The sequence below is a fragment of the Pseudomonas sp. SMN5 genome, assembly GCF_052041925.1.
GTDB lineage: Bacteria > Pseudomonadota > Gammaproteobacteria > Pseudomonadales > Pseudomonadaceae > Aquipseudomonas.
On record NZ_JBKGGX010000012.1, the window covers coordinates 35,729 to 59,468 of the forward strand.

25 protein-coding genes and 1 pseudogene are annotated in these 23,740 nt (G+C 61.4%); 12 read left to right on the forward strand and 14 right to left on the reverse strand.

Features of this window, described 5'->3' with window-relative positions; genetic code table 11:
• Window positions 1–95: 95 nt before the first annotated feature.
• Window positions 96–1,256, reverse strand: a complete 1,161-nt coding sequence (gene algW / locus ACLEJR_RS13925) for a Do family serine endopeptidase AlgW (RefSeq protein ID WP_440793813.1) — start codon at window positions 1,254–1,256, stop codon at window positions 96–98.
• A gap of 105 nt (window positions 1,257–1,361) precedes the next feature.
• On the opposite strand from algW, the gene ACLEJR_RS13930 reads away from it, so the two are divergent.
• The 4 genes from ACLEJR_RS13930 (at window position 1,362) to cysN (ending at window position 5,687) form a co-directional block, all read left to right on the forward strand.
• Entirely contained in the window at window positions 1,362–2,120 is a 759-nt protein-coding gene (locus ACLEJR_RS13930) for a Nif3-like dinuclear metal center hexameric protein (RefSeq protein ID WP_440793815.1), read from the forward strand.
• 251 nt (window positions 2,121–2,371) lie between these two features.
• On the forward strand, window positions 2,372–3,289 hold the full coding sequence (cysD, locus tag ACLEJR_RS13935) for a sulfate adenylyltransferase subunit CysD (protein WP_440793817.1): 918 nt from the start codon (window positions 2,372–2,374) through the stop codon (window positions 3,287–3,289).
• 104 nt (window positions 3,290–3,393) lie between these two features.
• Window positions 3,394–3,735: a four helix bundle protein gene (locus ACLEJR_RS13940; protein ID WP_440814614.1), complete on the forward strand. Its 342-nt coding sequence runs from the start codon at window positions 3,394–3,396 to the stop codon at window positions 3,733–3,735.
• Between the two features lie 53 nt (window positions 3,736–3,788).
• Window positions 3,789–5,687: a sulfate adenylyltransferase subunit CysN gene (cysN, locus tag ACLEJR_RS13945; RefSeq protein ID WP_440793819.1), complete on the forward strand. Its 1,899-nt coding sequence runs from the start codon at window positions 3,789–3,791 to the stop codon at window positions 5,685–5,687.
• Window positions 5,688–5,869: 182 nt separating this feature from the next.
• Here the strand turns inward: cysN and ACLEJR_RS13950 are convergent, their stop codons facing one another.
• The 3 genes from ACLEJR_RS13950 to ACLEJR_RS13960 form a co-directional block, all read right to left on the reverse strand.
• The gene (locus tag ACLEJR_RS13950) at window positions 5,870–6,778 is read right to left on the reverse strand and encodes an acyltransferase (protein WP_440814616.1); all 909 of its coding nucleotides are present in this window, start codon (window positions 6,776–6,778) and stop codon (window positions 5,870–5,872) included.
• Window positions 6,779–8,878, reverse strand: a complete 2,100-nt coding sequence (gene pta, locus ACLEJR_RS13955) for a phosphate acetyltransferase (protein ID WP_440814618.1) — start codon at window positions 8,876–8,878, stop codon at window positions 6,779–6,781.
• A gap of 61 nt (window positions 8,879–8,939) precedes the next feature.
• The gene (locus ACLEJR_RS13960; RefSeq protein ID WP_440793825.1) at window positions 8,940–9,278 is read right to left on the reverse strand and encodes a DUF3565 domain-containing protein; all 339 of its coding nucleotides are present in this window, start codon (window positions 9,276–9,278) and stop codon (window positions 8,940–8,942) included.
• Between ACLEJR_RS13960 and ACLEJR_RS13965 the strand changes: the two genes are divergently transcribed.
• The 3 genes from ACLEJR_RS13965 (at window position 9,247) to ACLEJR_RS13975 (ending at window position 11,712) form a co-directional block, all read left to right on the forward strand.
• Window positions 9,247–9,732: an FKBP-type peptidyl-prolyl cis-trans isomerase gene (locus ACLEJR_RS13965; protein ID WP_440793827.1), complete on the forward strand. Its 486-nt coding sequence runs from the start codon at window positions 9,247–9,249 to the stop codon at window positions 9,730–9,732. The two genes, ACLEJR_RS13960 and ACLEJR_RS13965, sit on opposite strands and share 32 nt — an antisense overlap.
• 114 nt (window positions 9,733–9,846) lie before the next feature.
• Window positions 9,847–10,329: a glutathione peroxidase gene (locus ACLEJR_RS13970; protein WP_440793829.1), complete on the forward strand. Its 483-nt coding sequence runs from the start codon at window positions 9,847–9,849 to the stop codon at window positions 10,327–10,329.
• 279 nt (window positions 10,330–10,608) lie between these two features.
• Window positions 10,609–11,712, forward strand: coding sequence for an NADH:flavin oxidoreductase (locus ACLEJR_RS13975; RefSeq protein WP_440793830.1), 1,104 nt, complete (start codon window positions 10,609–10,611; stop codon window positions 11,710–11,712).
• Between the two features lie 135 nt (window positions 11,713–11,847).
• Here the strand turns inward: ACLEJR_RS13975 and ACLEJR_RS13980 are convergent, their stop codons facing one another.
• Complete coding sequence (locus ACLEJR_RS13980) at window positions 11,848–13,047, reverse strand: glycosyltransferase family 4 protein (protein WP_440793832.1); 1,200 nt, start codon at window positions 13,045–13,047, stop codon at window positions 11,848–11,850.
• Between the two features lie 39 nt (window positions 13,048–13,086).
• Complete coding sequence (gene cysZ / locus ACLEJR_RS13985; protein WP_440793834.1) at window positions 13,087–13,842, reverse strand: sulfate transporter CysZ; 756 nt, start codon at window positions 13,840–13,842, stop codon at window positions 13,087–13,089.
• A gap of 311 nt (window positions 13,843–14,153) precedes the next feature.
• Between cysZ and trxB the strand changes: the two genes are divergently transcribed.
• Window positions 14,154–15,116, forward strand: coding sequence for a thioredoxin-disulfide reductase (gene trxB, locus ACLEJR_RS13990; protein ID WP_047228640.1), 963 nt, complete (start codon window positions 14,154–14,156; stop codon window positions 15,114–15,116).
• Window positions 15,117–15,310: 194 nt separating this feature from the next.
• Here trxB and ACLEJR_RS13995 read toward each other — a convergent pair whose 3' ends face one another.
• From ACLEJR_RS13995 to folM, 6 genes and pseudogenes are all read right to left on the reverse strand, one after another.
• Entirely contained in the window at window positions 15,311–16,561 is a 1,251-nt protein-coding gene (locus tag ACLEJR_RS13995) for a 2-aminoadipate transaminase (RefSeq protein ID WP_440814620.1), read from the reverse strand.
• Between the two features lie 288 nt (window positions 16,562–16,849).
• A complete protein-coding gene (locus tag ACLEJR_RS14000; protein ID WP_440793838.1) occupies window positions 16,850–17,188 on the reverse strand; it encodes a HopJ type III effector protein in 339 nt (112 codons plus the stop codon).
• Window positions 17,181–17,477: a DUF1244 domain-containing protein gene (locus ACLEJR_RS14005; protein ID WP_440814622.1), complete on the reverse strand. Its 297-nt coding sequence runs from the start codon at window positions 17,475–17,477 to the stop codon at window positions 17,181–17,183. Before ACLEJR_RS14005 ends, ACLEJR_RS14000 begins: the two co-directional genes overlap by 8 nt.
• Window positions 17,478–17,574: 97 nt before the next feature.
• Entirely contained in the window at window positions 17,575–17,955 is a 381-nt protein-coding gene (gene folX, locus ACLEJR_RS14010; protein WP_025211888.1) for a dihydroneopterin triphosphate 2'-epimerase, read from the reverse strand.
• Window positions 17,956–18,126: pseudogene (locus tag ACLEJR_RS14015) on the reverse strand (GTP cyclohydrolase I); the annotation flags it as partial.
• Window positions 18,127–18,214: 88 nt separating this feature from the next.
• Complete coding sequence (gene folM / locus ACLEJR_RS14020; protein ID WP_440814624.1) at window positions 18,215–18,925, reverse strand: dihydromonapterin reductase; 711 nt, start codon at window positions 18,923–18,925, stop codon at window positions 18,215–18,217.
• Window positions 18,926–19,135: 210 nt separating this feature from the next.
• On the opposite strand from folM, the gene ACLEJR_RS14025 reads away from it, so the two are divergent.
• The gene (locus ACLEJR_RS14025; RefSeq protein ID WP_440793843.1) at window positions 19,136–20,095 is read left to right on the forward strand and encodes a MerR family transcriptional regulator; all 960 of its coding nucleotides are present in this window, start codon (window positions 19,136–19,138) and stop codon (window positions 20,093–20,095) included.
• A 24-nt stretch (window positions 20,096–20,119) separates the two neighbouring features.
• Here ACLEJR_RS14025 and ACLEJR_RS14030 read toward each other — a convergent pair whose 3' ends face one another.
• Complete coding sequence (locus ACLEJR_RS14030; RefSeq protein WP_440814626.1) at window positions 20,120–20,725, reverse strand: hypothetical protein; 606 nt, start codon at window positions 20,723–20,725, stop codon at window positions 20,120–20,122.
• 51 nt (window positions 20,726–20,776) lie between these two features.
• Window positions 20,777–21,253: a PAS domain-containing protein gene (locus tag ACLEJR_RS14035; protein ID WP_440814628.1), complete on the reverse strand. Its 477-nt coding sequence runs from the start codon at window positions 21,251–21,253 to the stop codon at window positions 20,777–20,779.
• A gap of 151 nt (window positions 21,254–21,404) precedes the next feature.
• On the opposite strand from ACLEJR_RS14035, the gene ACLEJR_RS14040 reads away from it, so the two are divergent.
• The 3 genes from ACLEJR_RS14040 to ACLEJR_RS14050 all read left to right on the forward strand — a co-directional run bounded on the left by ACLEJR_RS14040 (window position 21,405) and on the right by ACLEJR_RS14050 (window position 23,689).
• Window positions 21,405–21,860 (forward strand): flavodoxin, encoded by a 456-nt coding sequence (locus tag ACLEJR_RS14040; protein ID WP_440814630.1) that lies wholly within the window; start codon window positions 21,405–21,407, stop codon window positions 21,858–21,860.
• Between the two features lie 144 nt (window positions 21,861–22,004).
• Window positions 22,005–22,787: a class II aldolase/adducin family protein gene (locus ACLEJR_RS14045; protein ID WP_440793849.1), complete on the forward strand. Its 783-nt coding sequence runs from the start codon at window positions 22,005–22,007 to the stop codon at window positions 22,785–22,787.
• Window positions 22,787–23,689: an alpha/beta fold hydrolase gene (locus ACLEJR_RS14050; protein ID WP_440814631.1), complete on the forward strand. Its 903-nt coding sequence runs from the start codon at window positions 22,787–22,789 to the stop codon at window positions 23,687–23,689. The genes ACLEJR_RS14045 and ACLEJR_RS14050 overlap by 1 nt, the downstream gene beginning before the upstream one ends.
• Window positions 23,690–23,740 lie beyond the last annotated feature (51 nt).

Here is a 23,740-nt window from a genome sequence, read left to right on the forward strand (position 1 = left end):
GCCCAAGGAGAATGGATGCGATCAGTCTGAGGTTTTGATGGGGCAGGTTTCAGGGCCGCTGCGCAACCCAGCGGGAGCAAGCTCCCTCGCCGGGTCTACTGCTCTTCCTTGACGGCCACCGGTGCCGGCGGTGGACGCAGGCCGATCTCGGCCGTGAGCTTGAGTTCCTTGCCGTTGCGCATGACCTGGATGGTCACCTTGTCGGTGGGCTTGATCCGCGCCACCTGGTTCATCGAGCGACGGCCGTCGCCGGCCGGTTCGCCGTCGATGCTCAGAATCACATCGCCCAGTTGCAGCCCGGCCTTCTGAGCCGGACCGTCGCGGAAAATCCCTGCCACGACGATCCCGGGGCGTCCCGACAAGCCAAAGGACTCCGCCAGTTCCTGGGTCAACGGCTGGACTTCGATGCCCAGCCAGCCACGAATCACCTGGCCGTGTTCAATGATGGACTTCATCACTTCCATCGCCAGTTTCACCGGAATGGCAAAACCGATGCCCTGGCTGCCGCCGGACTTGGAGAAAATCGCGGTGTTGATCCCGGTGAGGTTGCCGTTGGCATCCACCAGTGCGCCGCCGGAGTTGCCAGGGTTGATCGCGGCGTCGGTCTGGATGAAGTCTTCGTAGTTGTTCAGGCCCAACTGGTTGCGCCCGGTGGCGCTGATGATGCCCATGGTTACGGTCTGGCCGACGCCGAACGGGTTGCCGATGGCTAATGCGACATCGCCGATGCGGATGCTGTCGGAGCGACCGATGGTGATGGCCGGCAGGTTCTTCAAGTCGATCTTGAGCACCGCCAGGTCGGTTTCCGGGTCGCTGCCGATCACCCGGGCCAGGGTTTCGCGTCCGTCCTTGAGCGCCACCACGATCTGGTCGGCGCCGCTGGTGACGTGATTGTTGGTCAGCAGATAGCCTTCCGGGCTCATGATCACGCCCGAGCCCAGGCTCGACTCCATGCGTTTCTGCTTGGGTGAGTTGTCGCCAAAGAAGCGGCGGAACTGCGGGTCTTCGAACAGCGGATGGCTGGGCTTGTTGATGACCTTGGTGGTGTACAGGTTGACCACCGCTGGCGCGGCGAGGGTCACGGCATCGGCGTAGGACACCGGGCCCTGTTGCACGACCTTGCTCTGCGGCGCCTGTTGCAGATTGACGTCAAGGCTTGGCAGGCCGACCCATTGCGGGTACCGCTGGATAATCAGTAGAGCGACAAGCACGCCGGCCAACAGCGGCCAGCCGGAAAAACGCAGCGCCTTGAGCATGAAGCATGTCCCTACAAAGGTTGCAGGCGGGGTGAGACCGCCCATAATGTCGCGCATTATACGAGGCCGCGCGCGCCTCTGAACGGGATATTTAGGAGTCTTTTCATGGCCGTCGCCCTGAGCACCCTGGTCGAAGAAGCGGACCGCTACCTGGCAAGCAGCCGGATTGCCGATTACTGCCCCAACGGCCTGCAGGTCGAAGGCGCGCCTCAGGTGACGCGCATTGTCAGCGGCGTCACGGCCAGCCAGGCGTTGCTTGACGCAGCGGTCGAGGCGAACGCCGACCTGGTGCTGGTGCATCACGGTTACTTCTGGAAAGGCGAGAATCCTTGCATCACCGGCATGAAACAGCGTCGCCTCAAGACGTTGCTCAAACATGACATCAGCCTGCTGGCCTATCACTTGCCCCTGGATCTGCACCCCGAGGTCGGCAACAACGTGCAATTGGCCCGTCAGTTGGACATCACGGTCGAAGGCCCGCTGGATCCGGACAACCCGAAGATCGTCGGCCTGGTCGGCTCGCTGGCCGAACCGATGACGCCCCGCGATTTTGCCCGCAAGGTACAGGAGGCGATGGGCCGCGAGCCGTTGCTGATCGAAGGCGAACAGATGATCCGCCGGGTCGGCTGGTGCACCGGCGGTGGCCAGGGGTATATCGATCAGGCCGTGTTGGCCGGGGTCGATCTGTATATCAGCGGTGAAGCGTCGGAGCAGACCTTCCACAGCGCCCGGGAAAACCGCATCAGTTTCATTGCCGCCGGTCACCATGCCACCGAACGCTACGGCGTCCAGGCTTTGGGTGATTACTTGGCGCGACGCTTTGCGTTGGAACATATCTTCATCGATTGTCCGAATCCGATTTGATCCAACTCTGCCCCCAGTGGGAGCGAGCCTGCTCGCGATAGCGGTGAACCAGCCGACATTTAATGTGGCTGACACACGGCTATCGCGAGCAGGCTCGCTCCCACAGGGACATTGCATGGCCCGAACACCTGGGCATATCCATATGCTGTTTCGATCTAGTTGGCGCCCTGATTAGAAGAGGTCGCTGTGCTAGGATTCCTCGCTCGAACACGGCCCGCTGGCCGTTCATAAGAAAGCTTTCGTGAGTAGCCATGGTCGACAAACTGACGCATCTGAAACAGCTGGAGGCGGAAAGCATCCACATCATCCGCGAGGTGGCCGCCGAGTTCGATAACCCGGTGATGCTGTACTCCATCGGTAAGGATTCCGCCGTAATGCTGCACCTGGCACGCAAGGCGTTTTTCCCCGGCAAGCTGCCGTTTCCGGTGATGCACGTCGACACCCGCTGGAAATTCCAGGAAATGTACAAATTCCGCGATCGCATGGTCGAGGAAATGGGCCTGGAACTGATCACCCATGTGAACCCCGAAGGCGTGGCGCAGGGGATCAACCCGTTCACTCACGGTAGCGCCAAGCACACCGACATCATGAAGACCCAAGGCCTCAAGCAGGCGCTGGACAAGCATGGGTTCGACGCCGCGTTCGGCGGTGCCCGTCGCGATGAAGAGAAGTCCCGCGCCAAGGAGCGTGTCTACTCGTTCCGCGACAGCAAGCACCGTTGGGACCCGAAGAACCAGCGTCCGGAGCTGTGGAACGTCTACAACGGCAAAGTCAACAAGGGCGAGTCGATCCGTGTGTTCCCGCTGTCGAACTGGACCGAGCTGGACATCTGGCAGTACATCTACCTTGAAGGCATCCCGATCGTGCCGCTGTACTTCGCCGCCGAGCGCGAAGTGATCGAGAAGAATGGCACCCTGATCATGATCGACGACGAGCGCATCCTCGAGCACCTGTCCGAGGAAGAAAAAGCCCGTATCGTCAAGAAAAAAGTGCGTTTCCGTACCCTTGGCTGCTACCCGTTGACGGGCGCGGTGGAGTCCGAGGCCGAAAGCCTGACGGACATCATTCAGGAAATGCTCCTGACGCGAACTTCCGAGCGCCAGGGCCGGGTCATCGACCACGATGGCGCAGGCTCGATGGAAGATAAGAAACGGCAAGGATACTTTTAAGCTTTGAGTTACAAGCGGCGAGCTGCAAGTTAAAGGCGGTATGCGTAACTTCGCAGCTTGGTGCTTGCAGCCGGTTGTTGCGAGCCGTCATCGGATAATTCTCAATGGATTTCGAGAAACTGATTGTCTGGCAACGGAGCAAGTGTCTGGCGGTGGGGATTTTTAGAGAGTTTGCGCGATGCAGGGACTTTGGTTTCAAAGATCAGATCACTCGTTCTGCACTCTCGGTACCTTCCAATATTGCAGAAGGTATGGAGCGTGGTAGCGCTAGAGAAAAAGTTCGTTTCCTCTGGATCGCAAAAGCCTCCTGCGGGGAGTTACGTACGCAGCTCCTCATCGGTCGTGAAATTGCCTACATCGCAGACCCGCAGGCTGAGAATTGGATTACAGAAACCCGCGAGCTATCGAAAATGCTCTGCGGCTTGATCAACAAAATTTCTGACTAGCTGTACGCCGACAAGCTTGCCGCTTGAAGCTTACAGCTCGGAGCTTGAACCCAATGAGCCACCAATCTGATTTGATCAGCGAGGACATCCTCGCCTACCTGGGCCAGCACGAGCGTAAAGAGCTGCTGCGGTTCCTGACCTGCGGTAACGTCGACGACGGCAAGAGCACCCTGATCGGGCGCCTGCTGCACGACTCCAAGATGATCTACGAGGATCACCTGGAAGCCATCACCCGCGATTCGAAGAAAGTCGGCACCACCGGTGACGACATCGACCTGGCGCTGCTGGTCGACGGCTTGCAGGCCGAGCGCGAGCAAGGCATCACCATCGATGTCGCGTACCGCTATTTCTCCACCGCCAAGCGCAAGTTCATCATCGCCGACACCCCCGGCCATGAGCAGTACACCCGCAACATGGCCACCGGTGCCTCCACCTGTGACCTGGCGATCATCCTGGTGGACGCCCGCTACGGCGTGCAGACCCAGACCCGTCGCCACAGCTTCATCGCCTCGTTGCTAGGCATCAAGCACATCGTCGTGGCCATCAACAAGATGGACCTCAAGGGCTTCGACCAGGGTGTGTTCGAGTCGATCAAGGCCGACTACCTGCAGTTCGCCGAAGGACTGAAGAATCAGCCCACCAGCCTGCACTTCGTGCCGATGTCCGCCCTCAAGGGCGACAACGTGGTGAACAAGTCCGAGCGCTCGCCGTGGTACACCGGCCAGTCGCTGATGGAAATCCTCGAGACCGTGGAAGTGGCGGGCGACCGCAACTTCACTGACCTGCGTTTCCCGGTGCAGTACGTCAACCGTCCGAACCTGAACTTCCGCGGTTTCGCCGGCACCCTGGCCAGCGGCATCGTGCACAAGGGCGATGAAGTGGTGGTGTTGCCATCGGGCAAGAGCAGCCGCGTCAAATCCATCGTCACCTTCGAAGGTGAACTGGAGCAGGCGGGTCCTGGCCAGGCGGTGACGCTGACCATGGAAGACGAGATCGACATTTCCCGCGGCGACTTGCTGGTGCATGCCGACAACGTCCCGCCGGTGACCGACAGCTTCGAAGCAATGCTGGTGTGGATGGCTGAAGAGCCGATGCTGCCGGGCAAGAAATACGACATCAAGCGGGCCACCAGCTATGTGCCGGGCTCGATTGCCAGCATCGTCAACCGGGTCGATGTGAACACCCTCGAAGAGGGCCCGGCCAGCGCGTTGCAACTCAACGAAATCGGCAAGGTGAAGATCGCCCTGGACGCGCCGATTGCCCTGGACGGCTACGACAACAACCGCACCACCGGTGCGTTCATTGTCATTGACCGCCTGACCAACGGCACCGTTGGCGCCGGCATGATCGTCGCCCAGCCTCTGGCTCATGGCAGCAGCACTCATCACGGCAAGCTGGCCCATGTGTCGGTGGAAGAACGCGCCCAGCGTTTCGGTCAGAAGCCGGCCACGGTCCTGTTCAGTGGCTTGTCGGGTGCTGGCAAGAGCACGCTGGCCTATGCCGTGGAGCGCAAGCTGTTCGATTCCGGTCGCGCGGTGTTTGTGCTGGATGGCCAGAACCTGCGTCATGACCTGAACAAGGGCTTGCCGCAGGATCGCGCCGGACGCACTGAAAACTGGCGTCGCGCCGCCCACGTCGCCCGTCAGTTCAACGAAGCCGGCCTGCTGACCCTGGCGGCATTCGTTGCGCCGAGCGCTGAAGGGCGTGAACAGGCCAAGGACCTGATCGGTCGGGACCGTCTGCTGACCGTCTACGTCCAGGCCTCGCCGACGGTGTGTGCACAACGTGATCCGCAAGGGCTGTATGCCGCTGCTGGCGACAATATCCCGGGCGAGTCCTTCCCGTATGACGTGCCGCTGGATGCCGACCTGGTGATCGACACCCAGGCGCTGACACTGGAAGAGAGCGTCAAGCAAGTGCTGGAGTTGCTGCGCAAGCGCGGCGCGATCTAAGCGCAAGCGGCAATTAAAAAGCCCGCCGATGAGCGATCATCGGCGGGCTTTTTTTGTTGTCTGGAGGGATGCTATCGCGAGCAAGCTCGCTCCCACAGGGGATTGTCAGTGAATACAGAGTCGGCGTTCACCCCGATCCCTGTGGGAGCGAGCTTGCTCGCGATGAGGCCAGTGCAGCCACCTCAAGACTTGGCGGGATGTTCCCGATGCATCTGCTCCAGCAACGCATCCTTGTCCTGCCACAGCTGGTTGATCCAGCCCTGGAACTCCAGGCGATACGCGCCGTCCAGGTCGTAGCTCTTGCCGATGAACTGGGGTGGGATCTTCAGTTCCTGGAAGTGCACGACCACCTCGGCAACGTTGCCGCACAGCAGGTCCCAATACCCCGGACGACCGCCTGGGTAGTGAATAGTCACGTTGATGATCGACTCCAGTTGCTCACCCATGGCATCCAGCACGAACGCGATGCCGCCGGCCTTGGGCTTGAGCAGGTAGCGAAACGGTGACTGCTGCTGCGCATGCTTGCCTTCGGTGAAGCGGGTACCCTCGACGAAGTTGAAGATGCCCACCGGGTTGTGGCGAAACTTCGCGCAGGTCTTGCGGGTGGTTTCCAGGTCCTTGCCTTTCTTTTCCGGGTGCTTTTCCAGGTACGTCCTGGAGTAGCGTTTCATGAACGGAAAGCCCAGCGCCCACCAAGCGAGACCGATCACCGGCACCCAGATCAATTCCTGCTTGAGAAAGAACTTCAACGGGCGCACGCGACGGTTCAGCACGTACTGCAACACCATGATGTCGACCCAGCTCTGGTGATTGCTGGTGATCAGGTACGAGTGCTGGTAGTCCAGGCCCTCCAGGCCACTGAGGTGCCAGCGGGTGCGGCGCACCAGGTTCATCCAGGCCTTGTTGTTGCTGATCCAGGCTTCGTGAATGTGGCTCATCAGCCAGTCAGTGAAGCGCTGAGCGGCAGGAAACGGCAGCAGCAACTTGAAAATCGCCACGACGAACAACGGTGTGCAACAGACGATCGTATTGAGGGCTAGCAGCAGCGAAGCGATGACACCGCGCACGGCGGCAGGCAGGAAATCCAGCATTTAAAGGTCCATGGGTCGGTTGGCGGCTTGGATCGCGGTCAGGGCGATGGTGTACACGATGTCGTCGACCTGGGCGCCGCGCGGCAAGTCGTTCACCGGTTTGCGCAGGCCTTGCAGCATCGGCCCGAGGCTGACGCAATCAGCGCTGCGCTGTACCGCCTTGTGGGTGGTGTTGCCGGTGTTCAGGTCCGGGAAAATGAACACAGTGGCACGGCCGGCCACCTGGCTATTGGGGGCCAGTTGCCGGGCGACGGTTTCGTTGGCCGCGGCATCGTATTGCAGCGGGCCGTCGATCAGCAGGCTGTGCTGCGCCTCGTGAGCCAGCAGGGTCGCCTCGCGGACTTTCTCCACTTCTTCGCCACTGGCCGACTCGCCGCTGGAATAACTGAGCATCGCCACTCGCGGGGTGATGCCGAACGCGGCGGCCGAGTCGGCGCTTTGCAGGGCGATCTCTGCCAGCTCCGCAGCGCTGGGGTGCGGGTTCATCACGCAGTCGCCGTAGACCAGCACTTCCTCGGGGAACAGCATGAAGAACACCGAGGACACCAGGGAGCAACCCGGTGCGGTCTTGATCAGTTGCAGGGCCGGGCGGATGGTGTTGGCGGTGGAGTGGATCACCCCGGAAACCAGCCCGTCCACTTCATCGAGCGCCAGCATCATGGTGCCGATGACCACGGTGTCTTCCAGTTGCTGCTCGGCCATCGGTGCGTTCAGGCTTTTGCTCTTGCGCAGTTTCACCATGGGCTCGACGTAACGCTCGCGGATCGTGTCCGGATCGAGAATTTCCAGCCCTGGCGGCAGTTCGATGCCCTGGGCCCGGGCTACCGCTTCGACGTCGGCCGGTTTGGCCAGCAGCACGCAGCGGGCGATGCCCCGGGCCTGGCAAATCGCGGCGGCCTGCACGGTCAAGGGTTCGCTGCCTTCGGGCAGCACGATGCGTTTGTTGGCGGCCTGGGCGCGTTGGATCAGCTGATAGCGGAAGACCGCCGGCGACAGGCGCATCTCCCGTGGCGTGCCGCAGCGTTGGTGCAGCCAGTTGGCGTCCAGGTGGCTGGCGACGAAGTCGGTGATGATTTCGGCGCGTTCGCGGTCATCGATCGGGATTTCCTTGTTCAGGCCGTTGAGCAGGTTGGCGGTGTCGTAGGAGCCGGTGCTCACCGAGAGCACCGGCAGTCCGGCCTGCAAGGCGCCTCGGCACAGATCCATGATGCGTGGGTCGGGCAGGGTGTCGCTGGTCAGGAGCAGGCCGGCCAACGGCACGCCATTGATCGCTGCCAGACTGACGGCGAGAATGATGTCGTCGCGATCGCCAGGCGTCACCACCAGCACGCCGGGCTTGAGCAGTTCCACGGTGTTGCGCATGGTGCGGGCGCAAATGATGATGGTGCTCATGCGCCGGGTTTCGTAGTCCCCGGCATTGAGCACCTGCGCGCCCATCAGGTCGGCCACGTCACGGGTGCGCGGGGCGTTGAGCTCCGGGCGAAACGGGATGCAGCCCAGCAGGCGGAAGTCGCCGCTGCGCAACAAGGGCGAGTGCTCCTTGAGCCGTGCACTGAAGGCCTCGATGTTTTCGTCGGTGCGCACCTTGTTCAGGATCACCCCGAGAACTTTCGGGTCCTTCGGCCCGCCAAACAGTTGCGCCTGCAACTCCACGCGCCCGGAAAGCTCGGTCAGCACGTCGTTTTCCGGCGCCGACACCAGGATCACCTCGGCGTCCAGGCTCTTGGCCAGGTGCAGGTTGACCCGGGCGGCGTAACTGGCGCTGCGGGTCGGTACCATGCCTTCGACGACCAGCACATCCTTGCCGATGGCGGCCTGCTGGTAGAGGGTGATGATTTCTTCCAGCAGTTCATCGAGCTGGCCATCGCCGAGCATGCGTTCGACATGGGCCAGGCCCAGCGGCTGCGGTGGCTTCAGACCATGGGTGCGGGCCACCAGTTCGGTGGAGCGTTCCGGCCCGGTATCGCCAGGGTGGGGTTGGGCAATCGGTTTGAAAAAGCCGACTTTCAGCCCGGCCCGTTCCAGCGTACGCACCAGCCCGAGGCTGATGGAGGTCAGTCCCACTCCAAAATCGGTGGGCGCGATAAAAAAAGTTTGCATGCGGATTCCCTAAAGGTGCATGGCAAGGGCGAGGCCTATGTCTGGCCATCTGCCGTCAGATTCAGTCGCCAAGGTTATCGCTAACCGGGGTCTGTGCGCACCAGCCGCAACCGAAGCTCTGGCCTATTTTTTCAATACGTTGCGCCGGGTCCAGGACCCAGGCCCGTGACTGCCAGGGTGGCTGGTGACGCAGGTGCTGGGTATGGCCGCAGGACAGTTCGACCACCCAGTGGCCGTCCTCATCCTGGTGGAAACCGGTGACCGTCGATCGGTTCGAGCCAGCCCGTTTGTCCGGGTTCCGTTCGCTTTCGGGCAAATCCTTGTTTAGACTTGTCCGTTCTTCATTCTTATGCAAAAGGTCTCGCCCCATGCTGATCGCCGCCAATAAGGCTGTCTCCATTGACTATACCCTGACCAACGACGCTGGTGAGGTCATCGACAGCTCTGCCGGCGGCGCTCCGCTGGTCTACCTGCATGGCGCAGGCAACATCATCCCGGGCCTGGAAAAAGCCCTGGAAGGTAAAACCGCCGGTGACGAGCTGAGTGTTGCCGTTGAACCGGAAGACGCCTACGGTGAATACTCCGCCGAACTGGTCAGCACCCTGAGCCGCAGCATGTTCGAAGGCGTGGATGAGCTGGAAGTCGGCATGCAGTTCCACGCGTCGGCGCCCGATGGCCAGATGCAGATCGTGACCATCCGCGACCTGGAAGGCGACGATGTGACCGTTGACGGCAACCACCCGCTGGCCGGCCAGCGCCTGAACTTCAAGGTCAAGGTCGTCGACATTCGCGACGCCAGCCAGGAAGAAATCGCCCATGGTCACGTCCATGGCGAGGGTGGTCACCACCACTGATTTCTGCGCTACGCTCAGAGAACTGGAAAGGCGCCGTGAGGCGCCTTTTTTGGTCGGTTGCTGTTAGCATCGGCCGTGGCTGTTTCGAAAAGACCTGCAAACCTGGAGTTCGTCATGAGTGCTTTCCACGACCTTAAACTCAAAGCCCTGGATGGTCAGGAGCTTCCCCTGGCGCCGTTCAAGGGGCAAGTCGTGCTGGTGGTCAACGTCGCCTCCAAATGTGGCCTGACGCCGCAATACGCTGCGCTGGAAAACCTTTATCAACAGTTCAAGGACCGAGGCTTCAGCGTGCTGGGGCTGCCCTGCAACCAGTTTGCCGGTCAGGAACCGGGAACCGAGCAGCAGATCCAGGAGTTCTGCAGCCTCAACTATGGCGTCACGTTTCCCTTGTCCAGCAAGCTGGAAGTGAACGGTCCTGACCGCCATCAGTTGTATCGCCTGCTGGCGGGCGAGGGCGCTGAGTTTCCCGGGGACATTACCTGGAACTTCGAAAAATTCCTGCTCGGCAAGGACGGTCGCGTGCTGGCGCGTTTCTCGCCGCGTACGGCGCCGGATGATCCTGCGGTGATCCAGGCCATCGAAAAAGCGTTGGGCTGATTCCTGCGGTCAGGCAATCCCTATTGGGTCCAGGAGACATGCAGGCACCCTGAGGTGAGGGAGCTTGCTCCCGCTCGGTTGCGTAGCAACCGCAAAAACTTGGGGCTGCTTCGCACCCCAGCGGGAGCAGCTCCCTCGCCACAGGTATGGCGGCGCGCAAACTTTCCCATGCTGCTTTCTGATCCTTAATCACTCCAATCAATAGTGCTACCCAGCACTGCGCACGACACATATTATCCTCGTCATATCTGACCTGCGACCCTGTCCGTGGAGTGCCCCATGCCTGTAAAAGCCCTGTTCAAACCCTTTCATCTCGGCGCGCTCGAACTGCCGACCCGTGTCGTGATGGCGCCGATGACCCGTTCGTTTTCGCCGGGCGGCGTGCCGAACGCCAAGGTCGTGGAGTATTACCGTCGTCGCGCAGCGGCCGGGGTCGGTCTGATCGTCACCGAAGGCACGACCGTCGGGCACAAGGCTTCCAACGGTTATCCCAACGTGCCGCATTTTTACGGTGACGACGCGCTGGCCGGCTGGAAACAGGTGGTCGATGCGGTGCATGCCGAAGGCGGCAAGATCGTTCCGCAACTGTGGCATGTGGGCAGCGTGCGTCGCATCGGCACCGAGCCGGACGCCAGCGTGCCGGGCTTTGGCCCGTCGGAGAAGCTCAAGGATGGCCAGGTGGTGGTCCACGGCATGACCCAGGCCGACATCGACGACGTCATCGCCGCGTTCGCCCAGGCTGCCAAAGACGCCAAGCACATCGGCATGGACGGCGTGGAAATTCACGGCGCCCACGGTTACCTGATCGATCAGTTCTTCTGGGAAGGCAGCAACCAGCGCACGGACGGCTACGGCGGCAGCCTGGCCAATCGTTCGCGCTTCGCCATCGAGCTGATCCGTGCCGTGCGTGCGGCGGTGGGCGAAGGGTTCCCGATCATTTTCCGTTTCTCCCAATGGAAACAGCAGGACTACACCGCGCGTCTGGTCCAGACCCCTGAGGCCTTGGGCGAATTCCTCAAGCCGTTGTCCGAGGCCGGGGTGGATATTTTCCACTGTTCGACGCGGCGGTTCTGGGAGCCCGAGTTCGAAGGTTCCGAACTCAACCTGGCGGGCTGGACCCGCAAACTCACCGGCAAGCCCACCATTACGGTCGGTAGCGTCGGCCTGGATGGCGAGTTCCTGCAGTTCATGGTCAACACCGACAAAGTCGCCCAGCCGGCCAGCCTGGAGAAATTGCTGGAGCGCTTGAACAATGATGAGTTCGACCTGGTGGCGGTGGGGCGTGCGTTGCTGGTGGACCCGGACTGGGCGCAGAAGGTGCGCGACGGGCGCGAGCAGGAGATTCTGCCATTCAGCCGCGAGGCGTTGATGACGTTGGTTTGAGCGGCGCCTTGGCTGACGCTATCGCGAGCAGGCTCGCTCCCACATCGGTCCTCGGTGAGTATACGTTTTGTGTCCCGCCAAGCCTCCTGTGGGAGCGAGCCTGCTCGCGATGGCGGCCTCAGCATCATTGGGGATTCAGGGCATCGTCGGCGCAGCAGGTATCCCCTGTTCGCCGACGCAAGCCCCGCGCAACTGGGCCTCGAACTGCTCGATCACCGATGCCCAGCCCTGGCGGCTGGCATGCTGACGCGCATTGAGCCGCACGCAGCGCAGGTTCTCGCGAGCTTCCAATAGCCAACAGGCAGCCTCACAGAACGCCTCTTCATCCCCAGGCATCGCCAATACGCCGTTGTAGCCATGGCGAATGTGCTGCGCCGCCGCAGCCTGGTCGTAAGCCACCACGCCCAGCCCGGACGCCAGTGCTTCGAGCACGACATTGCCGAAGGTTTCGGTCAGGCTTGGAAAGATAAACACATCCCCGGACGCATAGTGGCTGGCCAGGGCCTCGCCTCGTTGCGAGCCGCAGAAGATCGCCTCGGGCAGTGCCTGTTCCAACGCCGAGCGCTGCGGGCCGTCGCCAACCACCACCAGTTTCATCCGACGCTCAGGGAACGTCTTGCACAGCGTGTCGAAACTGCGCTTGAGCAGGCCGAGGTTTTTCTCTGGTGCCAGGCGTCCGACATGGATCACGGCAATGTCGTCATCCCCAAGGCCCCAGGCCTGACGCAAGCAGGCCGAGCGCTTGACCGGATGGAACAACTGGCTGTCCACGCCTCGCGACAATAGCGCCACACGTTCGAACTGCCGTCGCTCCAGTTCCAGGCGCTGGCTGGGGCTGGGCACCAGGGTCAGGCTGGAGCGGTTGTGAAACCAGCGCAGGTAGTGGGTCAGTACGCGGCTCAACAAGCCGAGGCCGTACTGTCGGGTGTATTGCTGGAAATTTGTATGAAACCCACTGACCACCGCGATCCCCAGGCGCCGCGCCGCGCGCAGCGCGGATAAACCCAGCGGGCCTTCCGTGGCGATGTACAGCACATCCGGGCGATGACGTTTCCAACGCCGCATCAGCTTGTGCATCGACGACTGGCCCCACTGCAATCCCGGGTAACCCGGCAACGGCCAACCCCGACACAGCAGCAACTGCTCGTCACTGGTCCGGCGCTGATCCTCGGCCTGGCGCGGTCGGATCAGTTCCACCCGGTGTCCACGGGCACGCAGGCCTTCGTACAAGCGACCCAGGGTGTTGGCCACGCCATTGATTTCCGGCAGGAAGGTTTCGGTGACGAGCGTGATGTGCAGGTGTGTGGTCATGACCCCAGTGTCGACCGGGGCCATGTCGTCATTGTGACGCCCGTGTGATGGATTTGTGACCCGTCAGCCTCGCCGGGTCAGGGCCGTCTCGGCGCCTTGCTCGCGGACCCAGAACAGGGTCGCCCCGGCCACGGCCGCCGGCATCATCAGGATGTTCACCAGCGGGATCAGCAGCACCAGGTACACGCTGCCGCCAAAACCCAGGCTCTGCCAGCGCTTGTGCCGCAACCAGGCGAGCATTTCGTTCCAGCCCAGCTTGTGGTTGTCCGCCGGGTAGTCGATGTATTGGATCGCCATCATCCAGATGCCGAACAGCAGCCACAGCGGTGCTGCAACAACGTTGATCACCGGGATGAGCGACAGGACGAACAGGCCCAGGGCCCGCGGCAGGAAATAGCCGAGCTTGCGCGCCTCCCGAGCGAAGGTCCGGGGGACCATGGCAACCAATTCGCTCCAGCTGAAAGCGGGAAAGTCGTCGGTGCCACGGATGACCACCTCGACTTTCTCCGCAAGAAAGCCGTTGAAGGGCGCGGCGATGATGTTGGCGAGCATCGTGAACGTGAAAAACACCATCAGCACCACCAACACCACGAACAGCGGCCAGAGGATATAGCTGAGAAAGCTCAGCCAGTCAGGCAGCGTTGGCATCAGCGTATCGACCCACAGGCTGAACTGGTGGCCGGCCAGGTAGATCAGGCCGACGAAGAGCACCAGGTTGATCGCCAGCGGCAGGAGTACGAACAGGCGCAGGCCCGGGCTCAGGACCAGCTTGAGGCCTTCTCGCAGGTATTGCGGGCCGGACAGAACGGGGGCGGGCATAACGGGCTCCGAGCGAAGGTGAACGCGCCGACCTTACCGGCTTTGCTGTGCGCGGGAAAGCGTCGACACGGCATGTAACAACGTTTCCCGAGGCGATCGCAGCTATTGGAGGGGCCAAGGCGGATAGAGCTCACCTATGAGCTGGATTGTTAAACCGTATTTCCTTAATCTTCCCTCCCTCGATACGCTGCACCCATTCTTTTTCAGGACTGTCGAACCAAAGCCTTCCCCAAGTGCATCCACAGTCCTTTTTTACTTGCGCCGTTCACCCGGCGTTCCGGTCCGCAAGGTCCGGTCAACAGGAGCAGGTCATGTCTGAAGTCCGTCATTCGCGAGTGATTATCCTCGGTTCCGGCCCTGCCGGTTACAGTGCCGCGGTCTATGCGGCCCGTGCCAACCTCAAGCCGCTGCTGATCACCGGCATGCAGGCCGGCGGTCAATTGACCACCACCACCGAAGTCGACAACTGGCCGGGCGATGTCCATGGCCTGACCGGTCCGGTCTTGATGGAGCGCATGAAAGAGCACGCCGAGCGCTTCGAGACCGAAATCGTCTTCGATCACATCAATGCCGTGGATTTCGCTGCCAAGCCGTACACCTTGACCGGTGACAGCGCCACCTACACTTGCGACGCGCTGATCATTGCCACTGGCGCCAGCGCCCGTTACCTGGGCCTGCCGTCGGAAGAGGCCTTCATGGGCAAAGGCGTGTCTGCCTGCGCCACTTGCGACGGTTTCTTCTACCGCAACAAGCCAGTGGCCGTGGTCGGTGGTGGTAACACCGCTGTCGAGGAAGCCCTGTACCTGGCCAACATCGCCAGCACGGTCACGCTGATCCACCGTCGCGAAACCTTCCGCGCCGAGAAGATCCTGATCGACAAGCTCAACGCCCGTGTCGCCGAAGGCAAGATCATCCTCAAGCTCAACGCGACCCTGGACGAAGTGCTGGGCGACAACATGGGCGTGACCGGTGCCCGCCTGAAAAACAACGACGGCAGTTTCGACGAGATCAAGGTCGACGGCGTGTTCATCGCCATCGGCCATACCCCGAACACTTCGTTGTTCGAAGGTCAGCTGGAGCTCAAGGACGGTTACCTGGTGGTCAAGGGCGGCCGTGACGGTAACGCCACCGCCACCAGCGTCGAAGGCATCTTCGCCGCCGGCGACGTGGCCGACCACGTCTACCGCCAGGCCATCACCTCGGCCGGTGCCGGCTGCATGGCGGCCCTGGACACCGAGCGCTACCTGGACGGCTTGCAGAACGCTTCGTTCTGATTCGCCAGGCATGAAAAAACCGGCTTCGGCCGGTTTTTTCATGCCTGTCACAAGATCAGCGGCTGGACCCTGAGCCCTGTGGGAGCGGGCTTGCTCGCGAAAGCGGTATACCAGTCGACATCAATGTTAACTGACACACCGCCTTCGCGAGCAAGCCCGCTCCCACAGTTTTTGTGGGTCAGACGCAGTGCATTTCAGACCAGCTTCGCCAGGCACGCCTCCAGGATATCCAGCCCTTCCTCCAGCACTTGCGCTTCGGTGGTCAGCGGCGCCAGCAGGCGGATGATGTGCCGCGATTTTCCGCTGGGCATCAGCAGCAACCCCGCTTCCCGAGCCAGCGCCAGCAGTTGGGTCAATTGGGCTGCGGCCGGCGTGCCGTCGACGTGAGCCAGCTCCAGGCCGCGCATGGCGCCGACACCGGTGAGGCGGCCCAGGTAGGGCGTCAGTCCACGGCTGCGCCAGGACTCGTAACGGCTGACAATCGCTTCTTCCTGTTGCGTGCCCCAGGCCTTGAGGTTGGTGTCGCTCATCTCGTCCAGCGTCGCCAATGCAGCGGCGCAGGCGATGGGGTTGCCCGAGTAGGTGCCGCCCAACCCACCCTTGGGCAAGTTGTCCAGCAACGCCTTGCGCCCGACCACCGCGCCGAGGGGCACGCCGCCGGCGATGCTCTTGCCCAAGAGAATCAAATCCGGCTCGATGCCCAGTCGCGCGAATGCAAAGCGCTGGCCGGTACGGCCGAAACCGGACTGGATTTCATCGATGATCAGCACGATGCCTTTTTCGTTGCAGAACTGCCGCAGGGCCTGGGCGAAGGAGATATCCAACGCCAGGAAACCGGCTTCGCCCTGTACCGGTTCGACGATGAAGCAGGCCACGTCATTCACGTCGATCTCCACGCTGAACAGCCGCTCCATGGCCTTGAGCGCCTCGGCGCAGCTGATGCCGTTGTCCTTGCTGGGATAGGGCAGGTGATAGACCGGCCCGGGCAGGACGCCGATTTTCTGTTTGTAGGGCGCGACCTTGCCGTTGAGATTCAGGGTCGCCAGGGTGCGGCCGTGAAAGGCACCGTCAAAGGCAATGACTGCCGTGCGGCCGGTAGCGCCACGGACGATCTTCAAGGCGTTTTCCGCCGCCTCGGCGCCGCTGTTGGTGAGCATGCCGCTGACCGGGTAGTCCACCGGAATAAACGCCGCCAGGCGCTCCATCAGTTCAATGTAGGGTACATGGGGTGCGGCGTTGAACGCATAATGGGTCAGCCGCGTTGCCTGTTCGCGGATCGCCTCGACGATGCGCGCATGACAATGCCCCAGGTTCAACACACCGATGCCGCCCACGAAATCGATGTAGCGTTTGCCGTCGGTATCCCAGACTTCGGCATTCTTACCGTGGCTGAGGCTGACGGGATGAACGATGGAAATCGACTGACTGATGGTTTCACTGCTCATGGATTGCGGCTCGCAGGGGAAGAAGGGCAGGCCTTATTCAAGCGGCGAGCGCAGGGAGCGACAAACGAAATAAAGTTGCCGGGTCAATCTTAAAAGTCGGGTTGTGGGAAACGTAAGCCCAGCGACGGCTCTCTGTGGCGAGGGAGCTTGCTCCCGCTCCAGTGCGAAGCGCTGGCTGGGATGGGGCGGGGGGCTTGCGTTGTGAGTGCTGCGCACTCAAGCGGGAGCAAGCTCCCTCGCCACAAAAGCCGGCCCTGTCACAAAAACAGGGCGCGCCGCAAAAGTGGATCAACGCCGCCGTAACGGCTGCTCATCGAACTTGACGCCCGCCAGCCCATGGGCCATCAGTGCGCGGATGTTGCCATGATCCGTGCCCTCGGGAGTCGCCAGCACCGAACGGTAGTGTTCACCAAACGCCAGCAATGCTTCTTCATCGCTCAAGCCCTCAAGCAGCGCCAGGCCCAAGGTCTTGCACGAGCCTTCGTTCTGGCCGGCTGCGTTGTGCACGTCGCCATTGCTGAATGCCTGGGGCTGATAAGCGTAGCCGTCGGCGATAAAAGCCAGGGTCTGGGCGAAGGCATGCTCGCCGCTCTTGAGGTTCTTGCGGAAGGTGTTCAGGTCAGGCATCGGGTTTTCCTTTGGCGAACGCCGCTTGCTGCTCGGCGCTGGCTTCTTTCTGGTATTGGGCTTTCCATTCGGCGTACGGCATGCCGTAGACCCTTTCGCGGGCGTCGTCGAGGCTGACCTCGATCTGGCGTTCGTCGGCGGCGGCCTTGTACCACTTGGACAGGCAGTTACGGCAGAAACCGGCAAGGTTCATCAGGTCGATGTTCTGCACATCCTTGCGACTGTCCAGGTGGGCCACCAACCGGCGGAAGGCGGCGGCTTCGAGTTCGAGGCGTTGTTGATCGTTCATGGTGGTCTCTGCGAGACAGCTCCAAGCGGCAAGCTTCAAGCTGCAAGATGGATTGAGGTAGCCAAGCTTACCGCTTGTGGCTTGCAGCTTGAAGCGGCTACGAAGTAGCCCTGCTTGCCGCTAAAGTAATCGACACCGACTCGGCGAATCGCAGGGCGTGGGGCTTGTCGACCTCGACCTCGGCATACAGCACCGACTCGTTCGCCATGACCAGATCCAGCAACTCCTGGGTCAGACGTTCGAGCAGGGCGAAGCGGTTGCCTTCCACGTGGGCGATGATCGCCTTGGTGATGGTGCGGTAGTTCAGCGCGTGGTCGATGTCGTTGTCGCGTACCGCCTCCTGGGCGGCATAGAGGATGGTCAGGTTGATCAGCACATCCTGCTTGTTGAGGATTTCATCCTCGTTGATGCCGATGAAGGTGCGCAGGCGCAGGTCCTTGACCTTGATGCGTGCCATGGCTGGCTGTAGTTGTGGCATTTATTTGCTCCGTCGGATCAATTGCACGAACTCCTGGCGGCGGGTGCTGGGCTCGCGCAAGGCGCCCAGTAACACCAAAGTGTTCATGGTCGAGTTCTGTTTTTCGACACCGCGCATCATCATGCACCTGTGCCGGGCCTCGCTCACCACCGCCACGCCGGCGGCCGTGGTGTCGAGCAACCCTTCGCGCCGAGGCCGATGAGGACCCGGCGGTAATGCCGGGGCAAGGATAGCGTCATGGTGCCCTCCCAAGACAAGGCTATTTGACGTGCCGCCCGCCATTGACGGTCAGGGTCGTGCCGGTGACATAGGGGTTATCCAGCAAATAACGCAGGCCCTGGTAGATCACGTCGCTACCGGGCTCGATGCCCAGCGCGGATTTGGCCAGGGCCTTGGCACGGTACGCCGCGTCGTCGTCGGGATTGAACAATAGCAGGGCGGGGGCGATGCCGTTGACCTTGATGGCCGGCGCGTACTTCGCTGCGAATGACAGGGTCAGGCTTTCGAGGCCGGCCTTGGTGGCGCAATAGGCGATGTGCCGGCTGCTGCCCTTGCGTGTCACGTCATCGCTGATGTGCACGATATCCGCCGGCGTCGAGCGCTGCAGCAGCTCGGCGCAATGCAGGTTGATCAGGTAAGGCGCCAGCATGTGCACGCCGAACATGGCCTTGAAGGCTGCCGCTTCGTCTCCCGGGCTTTCCGGCAACCAGGCCGAGGCGTTGTGCACGATGGCCCGCAGTCGGTCGGTGTGCTGCTTGAGCTGTTCGATGAACGCCAGGACCCCCGCTTCGCTGGAGAAATCGGCAAACAGTAGGGTCGCCCCCAGGTCGCGCAGGGTCTGCACGCCCGCACGTTCGGTGCGATAGGTCGCGATCACCGGCTGTCCGGCTTCCAGCAAGCGTTGGGCGCAGTGCAGGCCGACGCGCTGGGCAGCGCCGGTGATCAGGATGGGAGCGATGGCGCTGGGCATGGGCAGGCTCGGTTCACGGCAAGGGCAAAACTATAACAGCGGCGTGCGATTGCGACGAATCCGTGGGACGCACATCTGTCTGCGGATACCTCTGAAGTTCGGCATTGCGCGTTAAACAACAAAACCGCGCCTCAATAGCGTTTGTTCTTGTAATAACGTGTCCGAGTGGAGTTAACTGGGATCCAATCTATTCGCCGGAATTGTCTGCAAATGACAGCAATCACAGACGATAGCTTTGTTTTCCAGGCATCAGGTGCGCTGAAAGGGGAAGATCTGTTTCCCATTCGCGAAGTGGCGCGCTTGACTGGTGTGAATCCCGTGACCCTGCGTGCCTGGGAGCGGCGCTATGGGTTGATCCAGCCCACCCGTACCGAAAGTGGCCACCGGTTATATTCCCTGGGCGATATCGAGCGGGTGCGCAGCATCCTGGGCTGGATCGAGCGCGGTGTGGCGGTGAGCAAAGTGGGCAAGATCCTGGCGAAGACCGAGTCGATCCAGCCGGTCTCCCCGTTGATTTCATCCGACCTGGTCAAGGCCGATTATATGCAGTGGCAACGCCAGGTGGCCGCTGCGGTCGGGGATTTCGACGATGTGGAGCTCGATCGTGTCTACGGGCAGATCTTTTCCACCTATGCCGTCTCGATCGTGTTCCAGGAAATCCTGATGCCGCTCTGGCGCCAATTGCTGCTGCGCCAGCAGGAATTCGGGCAGACCAGTGAATGGGTGTTCCTCGATGGTTTCCTGCGCTCGCGTATCATCCAGAGGCTGCTGCTCAAGCGCGAAGGTCGTGAACGGCGGGTCCTGGTGTGTGCCATTGCCGGTCATTGTCGTGAGTTGGACCTGCTGGTCACCGCTCTGTATCTGTCCAAGGCGGAGGTGGGCGTCAGGGTGCTGACGGTGGGATTGCCGTTCGATGAACTGGCCCTGGTGTGCCAGAAGATCCAGCCATTGGCGCTGGTGCTGGTGTCCAACCATGCACCTGTCCCGGACTTACCCAAACGCTTGCGTAAGCTGGCGATGAGCCTGGATTGTCCATTGATGCTGGCCGGCGATGCATCCGATCTGGCGCAGGACAGCCTCGCAGGCTCGTCGGTCGGTTGCCTGGGCAACGAGGGTAACGTGATGCGCCAACGCTTGCGCCAGCTATTGGCAGGGACTCTGGATACGTGATGGGCCGGTAGCGCAAGCGCCGCGCTAGATGTGCATGGCCGGGTGCGTCAGGCGATGTTGTTGCAGGATGTACTGGCGCAGGCGTTCGGTCTCATCCTCGTCGTTCTGGCTCAAGTGATAGGCAAGCAGGCCCCGGGCGGTTTCCCGCTCGAAAGTGCCCCGCAAGGAAATCCGTTCGTAGCCTGACGGGCTGAACCACAGGGCGAATTGCTTCGGTGGCTTGGCGCGACTGCGGTTTTGCAACAGAACGCCTTTGCACGACACTTCATGCACCCAGAGAGGTTCCGGCTGGCCCTTGATATTTTCCAGGGCGACCGCTTCTTCGAGCACCAGGCGCCAAGGGCGGATCTTGGGACCGTCCTCATAGATACTCGGCACACCCAGGCGCAGGTGCATCGCATGGAATTCGTCTTCCACCAGATGTAACGGAAAGGTCATCCGCTGGTTTTCGAAATTGGCTTGCAATGTGACCTGCTCGTTGGCGGCCAGGCGTGTCAGCAGGTCGCGGATCTGCGATCCACCATTGACCAGCAGGCTGGAGGTGACATCCCGCTCGTTCAACTGCGGGTTGTGCTGCATGGTCCGGATGAAGTCCAGCTCATCCTGGGTCAGAAGGGCATCGCGCGGCATGATGTGCTCGGATTGATGTTTCTTTTCGCTGGTGATTACAGAGAGTGACCGTTAATTCACCGATTTGTTTTCGCCGTTCGTCGCTTCAAGCCGAGCGATGGTTTCCCGTGCCTCGGCCAATTCCCGTTCCAACTGGACAACACGCTGCTGAGCCCTGACCTGGGCCGTCACGTCTTTTTGCACACCGACGAAATACGTGTGTCCGTCAGCGTCGTTTTTCACCGTGGTCAACGACAGTTCATTCCAGAACGGCGTGCCGTCCTTACGATAGTTGCGCAGCACCTCCCGACAGGCGCCGCCTTCCTTCAAGGTCCGGCGGATGTGCTCCAGAGCGGGTTGGTCGCGGTCACCCGATTGCAGGAAACGGCAATCCTGATACAGGATTTCGTCCCGGCTGTAGCCGGTCAACCGTTCGAAGGCCGGATTCGCGTAGATCAGGATGTTGTCCTCATCGCCTTCTTTTTCGGCGATGACAATCCCATCGTTCGAAGCATTGATGACCAGCTGCATCAGTTGCGCGTTGATCATGGGGAAACCCTCGGACGTCCTTGTTAGAGCAGGCATTCTAGAATAAATCGACAGGCTGTCCACTTGCCATTATCGCTTGATGAGAGCGATTCGCAGCCTGGCCGGTGCAACTGTTACTATCCGGCTCTTTATCAGGTTCAGGAACAGACAAATGAAAGTCGCCATTCTTTCCGGCTCGGTATACGGCACCGCCGAAGAAGTCGCCCGGCACGCCGCCAGGCTGCTGGACGCGGCAGGCTTCGAAACCTGGTACGACCCGCGTGCCACGCTGGCGCAGATCCAGGCATTTGCTCCCCAGGCATTGCTGGCGGTGACCTCTACCACCGGCATGGGTGAGTTGCCGGATAACCTGATGCCGTTGTATTCGACCCTACGCGATCAACTGCCGGCGGCGTTTCGCGGTTTGCCCGGCGCGGTCATCGGCCTGGGCGATGCCAGTTACGGGGATACCTTCTGCGGCGGGGGCGAGCAGATGCGCGAGCTGTTCGCCGAACTGGGCGTGCGCGAGGTGTTGCCAATGCTGCGCCTGGATGCCAGTGAAAGCGTTACGCCGGAAACCGACGCCGAGCCTTGGCTGGCAGAGCTGATCGAAGCGTTGCGTGCCTGAAGCGCTGCGATGACCCGCACGGCCAGTAAGCTGGCTGCCAATGCAACTATCGCCTCTGTGCGAGCTGACTAGACTGATTTTCCTGGGAGTAGAAATTTTGCCCGCCGGATTTACCTGAACATAATAAGAGCCGAGGTCATAGCCGTGAGCGTAGCGCCCCTCCAGACGACACCCAGCATCAAGGAACAGGTCAGTGCGGCCGAATGGCAAACCCGGGTGGACCTTGCCGCCTGTTATCGGCTTGTCGCGCTGCATGGCTGGGATGACCTGATCTTCACTCATATTTCCGCGAAAGTCCCCGGGACCGAAGACTTCCTGATCAACCCGTTCGGGTTGATGTTCCATGAAATCACGGCTTCGAGCCTGGTCAAGGTCGACCAGGTCGGCAACAAGCTGATGGACAGCCCCTACGAGATCAACCCGGCCGGCTATACCATCCACAGCGCGGTGCATGAGGTGCGCCATGATGTGGCGTGTGTGCTACACACCCACACCGCCGCCGGCGTTGCGGTATCGGCGCAGAAACAGGGCGTTTTGCCGATCAGCCAGCAATCGCTGTTCGTGCTGTCCAGCCTGGCCTACCACGCCTACGAAGGGGTGGCCTTGAATCACGAGGAAAAAGCCCGTTTGCAGGCGGACCTGGGCGACAGCAACTTCCTGATGTTGCATAACCACGGTTTGCTGACCTGCGGCGGCACCATCGCCGATACCTTCCTGATGATGTTCACTTTCCAGCGTGCCTGTGACATCCAGGTGCTGGCGCAGAACGGTGGTGCCGAATTGATCGCCATCGAGCCGCAGATCCTGGCCGGTGCCCGGGCGATGATCGCCGGAGTGACCAAAAGTGCCCAAGGCATGGGCGGCGCGTTGGCCTGGCCGGCGTTGCTGCGCAAGCTCGACCAGCAGGACTCGGGGTACAGAAGCTGATGCCCCTGGCCCAGATTCCCCTGCGTATCTGGCGCCAGCGCAGCCAGACCTTCATCTTCCGCGGCCACGCCATCCGCTATTGGGTCGCAGGCCAGGGCGAGCCGCTGCTGCTGATCCACGGTTTCCCCACCGCCAGTTGGGACTGGCATTACCTGTGGCAGCCGTTGGCGCAGCGCTATCGGGTGATTGCCTGTGACATGCTGGGTTTCGGCGACTCGGCCAAACCCAGGGAACATGTGTACAGCCTGCTGGAGCAGGCGGATCTGCAACAGGCCCTGCTGGCGCACCTGGATGTAAAACCGGCGGTGCATCTGCTGGCCCACGACTATGGCGACAGCGTGGCCCAGGAGTTGCTCGCGCGGCACTATGAAGCGCGCGTCGAGCTGGCCAGTTGTGTGTTCCTCAATGGCGGGCTGTTTCCGGAAACCCACCGCCCGGTGCTCGCCCAGAAACTATTACTCAGTCCCCTGGGCTGGCTGCTGGGACGGGCGTTCTCCCGGGTCAGTCTGGCAAAGAGCTTCCGGCAGATTTTCGGCCCCGCCAGCGGTCCCAGCGAAAGCGTCCTGGACGACTTCTGGAGCCTGATAGAAGTCAACCAGGGGCCGCGGATCATGCACAAACTGATCGGCTACATCCCCGAGCGACGGGTGCAACGCGATCGCTGGGTCCAGGCCATGCAGCGCGGCGAAGTGCCGTTGCGGGTGATCGACGGCGCGGTCGATCCGATATCCGGTGAACACATGGTGGCGCGCTATGAGTCGTTGATTCCCAATCCCGACACAGTGCTGTTACCGAATATCGGGCACTACCCACACACCGAAGCGCCGGTCCAGGTCCTCAAGCATTACCTGGCGTTTCGCGAAGCCATTACGCCGCGGTGCAGGAAGGTGGCGTGTTCCTGATCAATCAGCTTGCTCGCGAAATCTATGTCGATAGATACACCGCTATCGCGA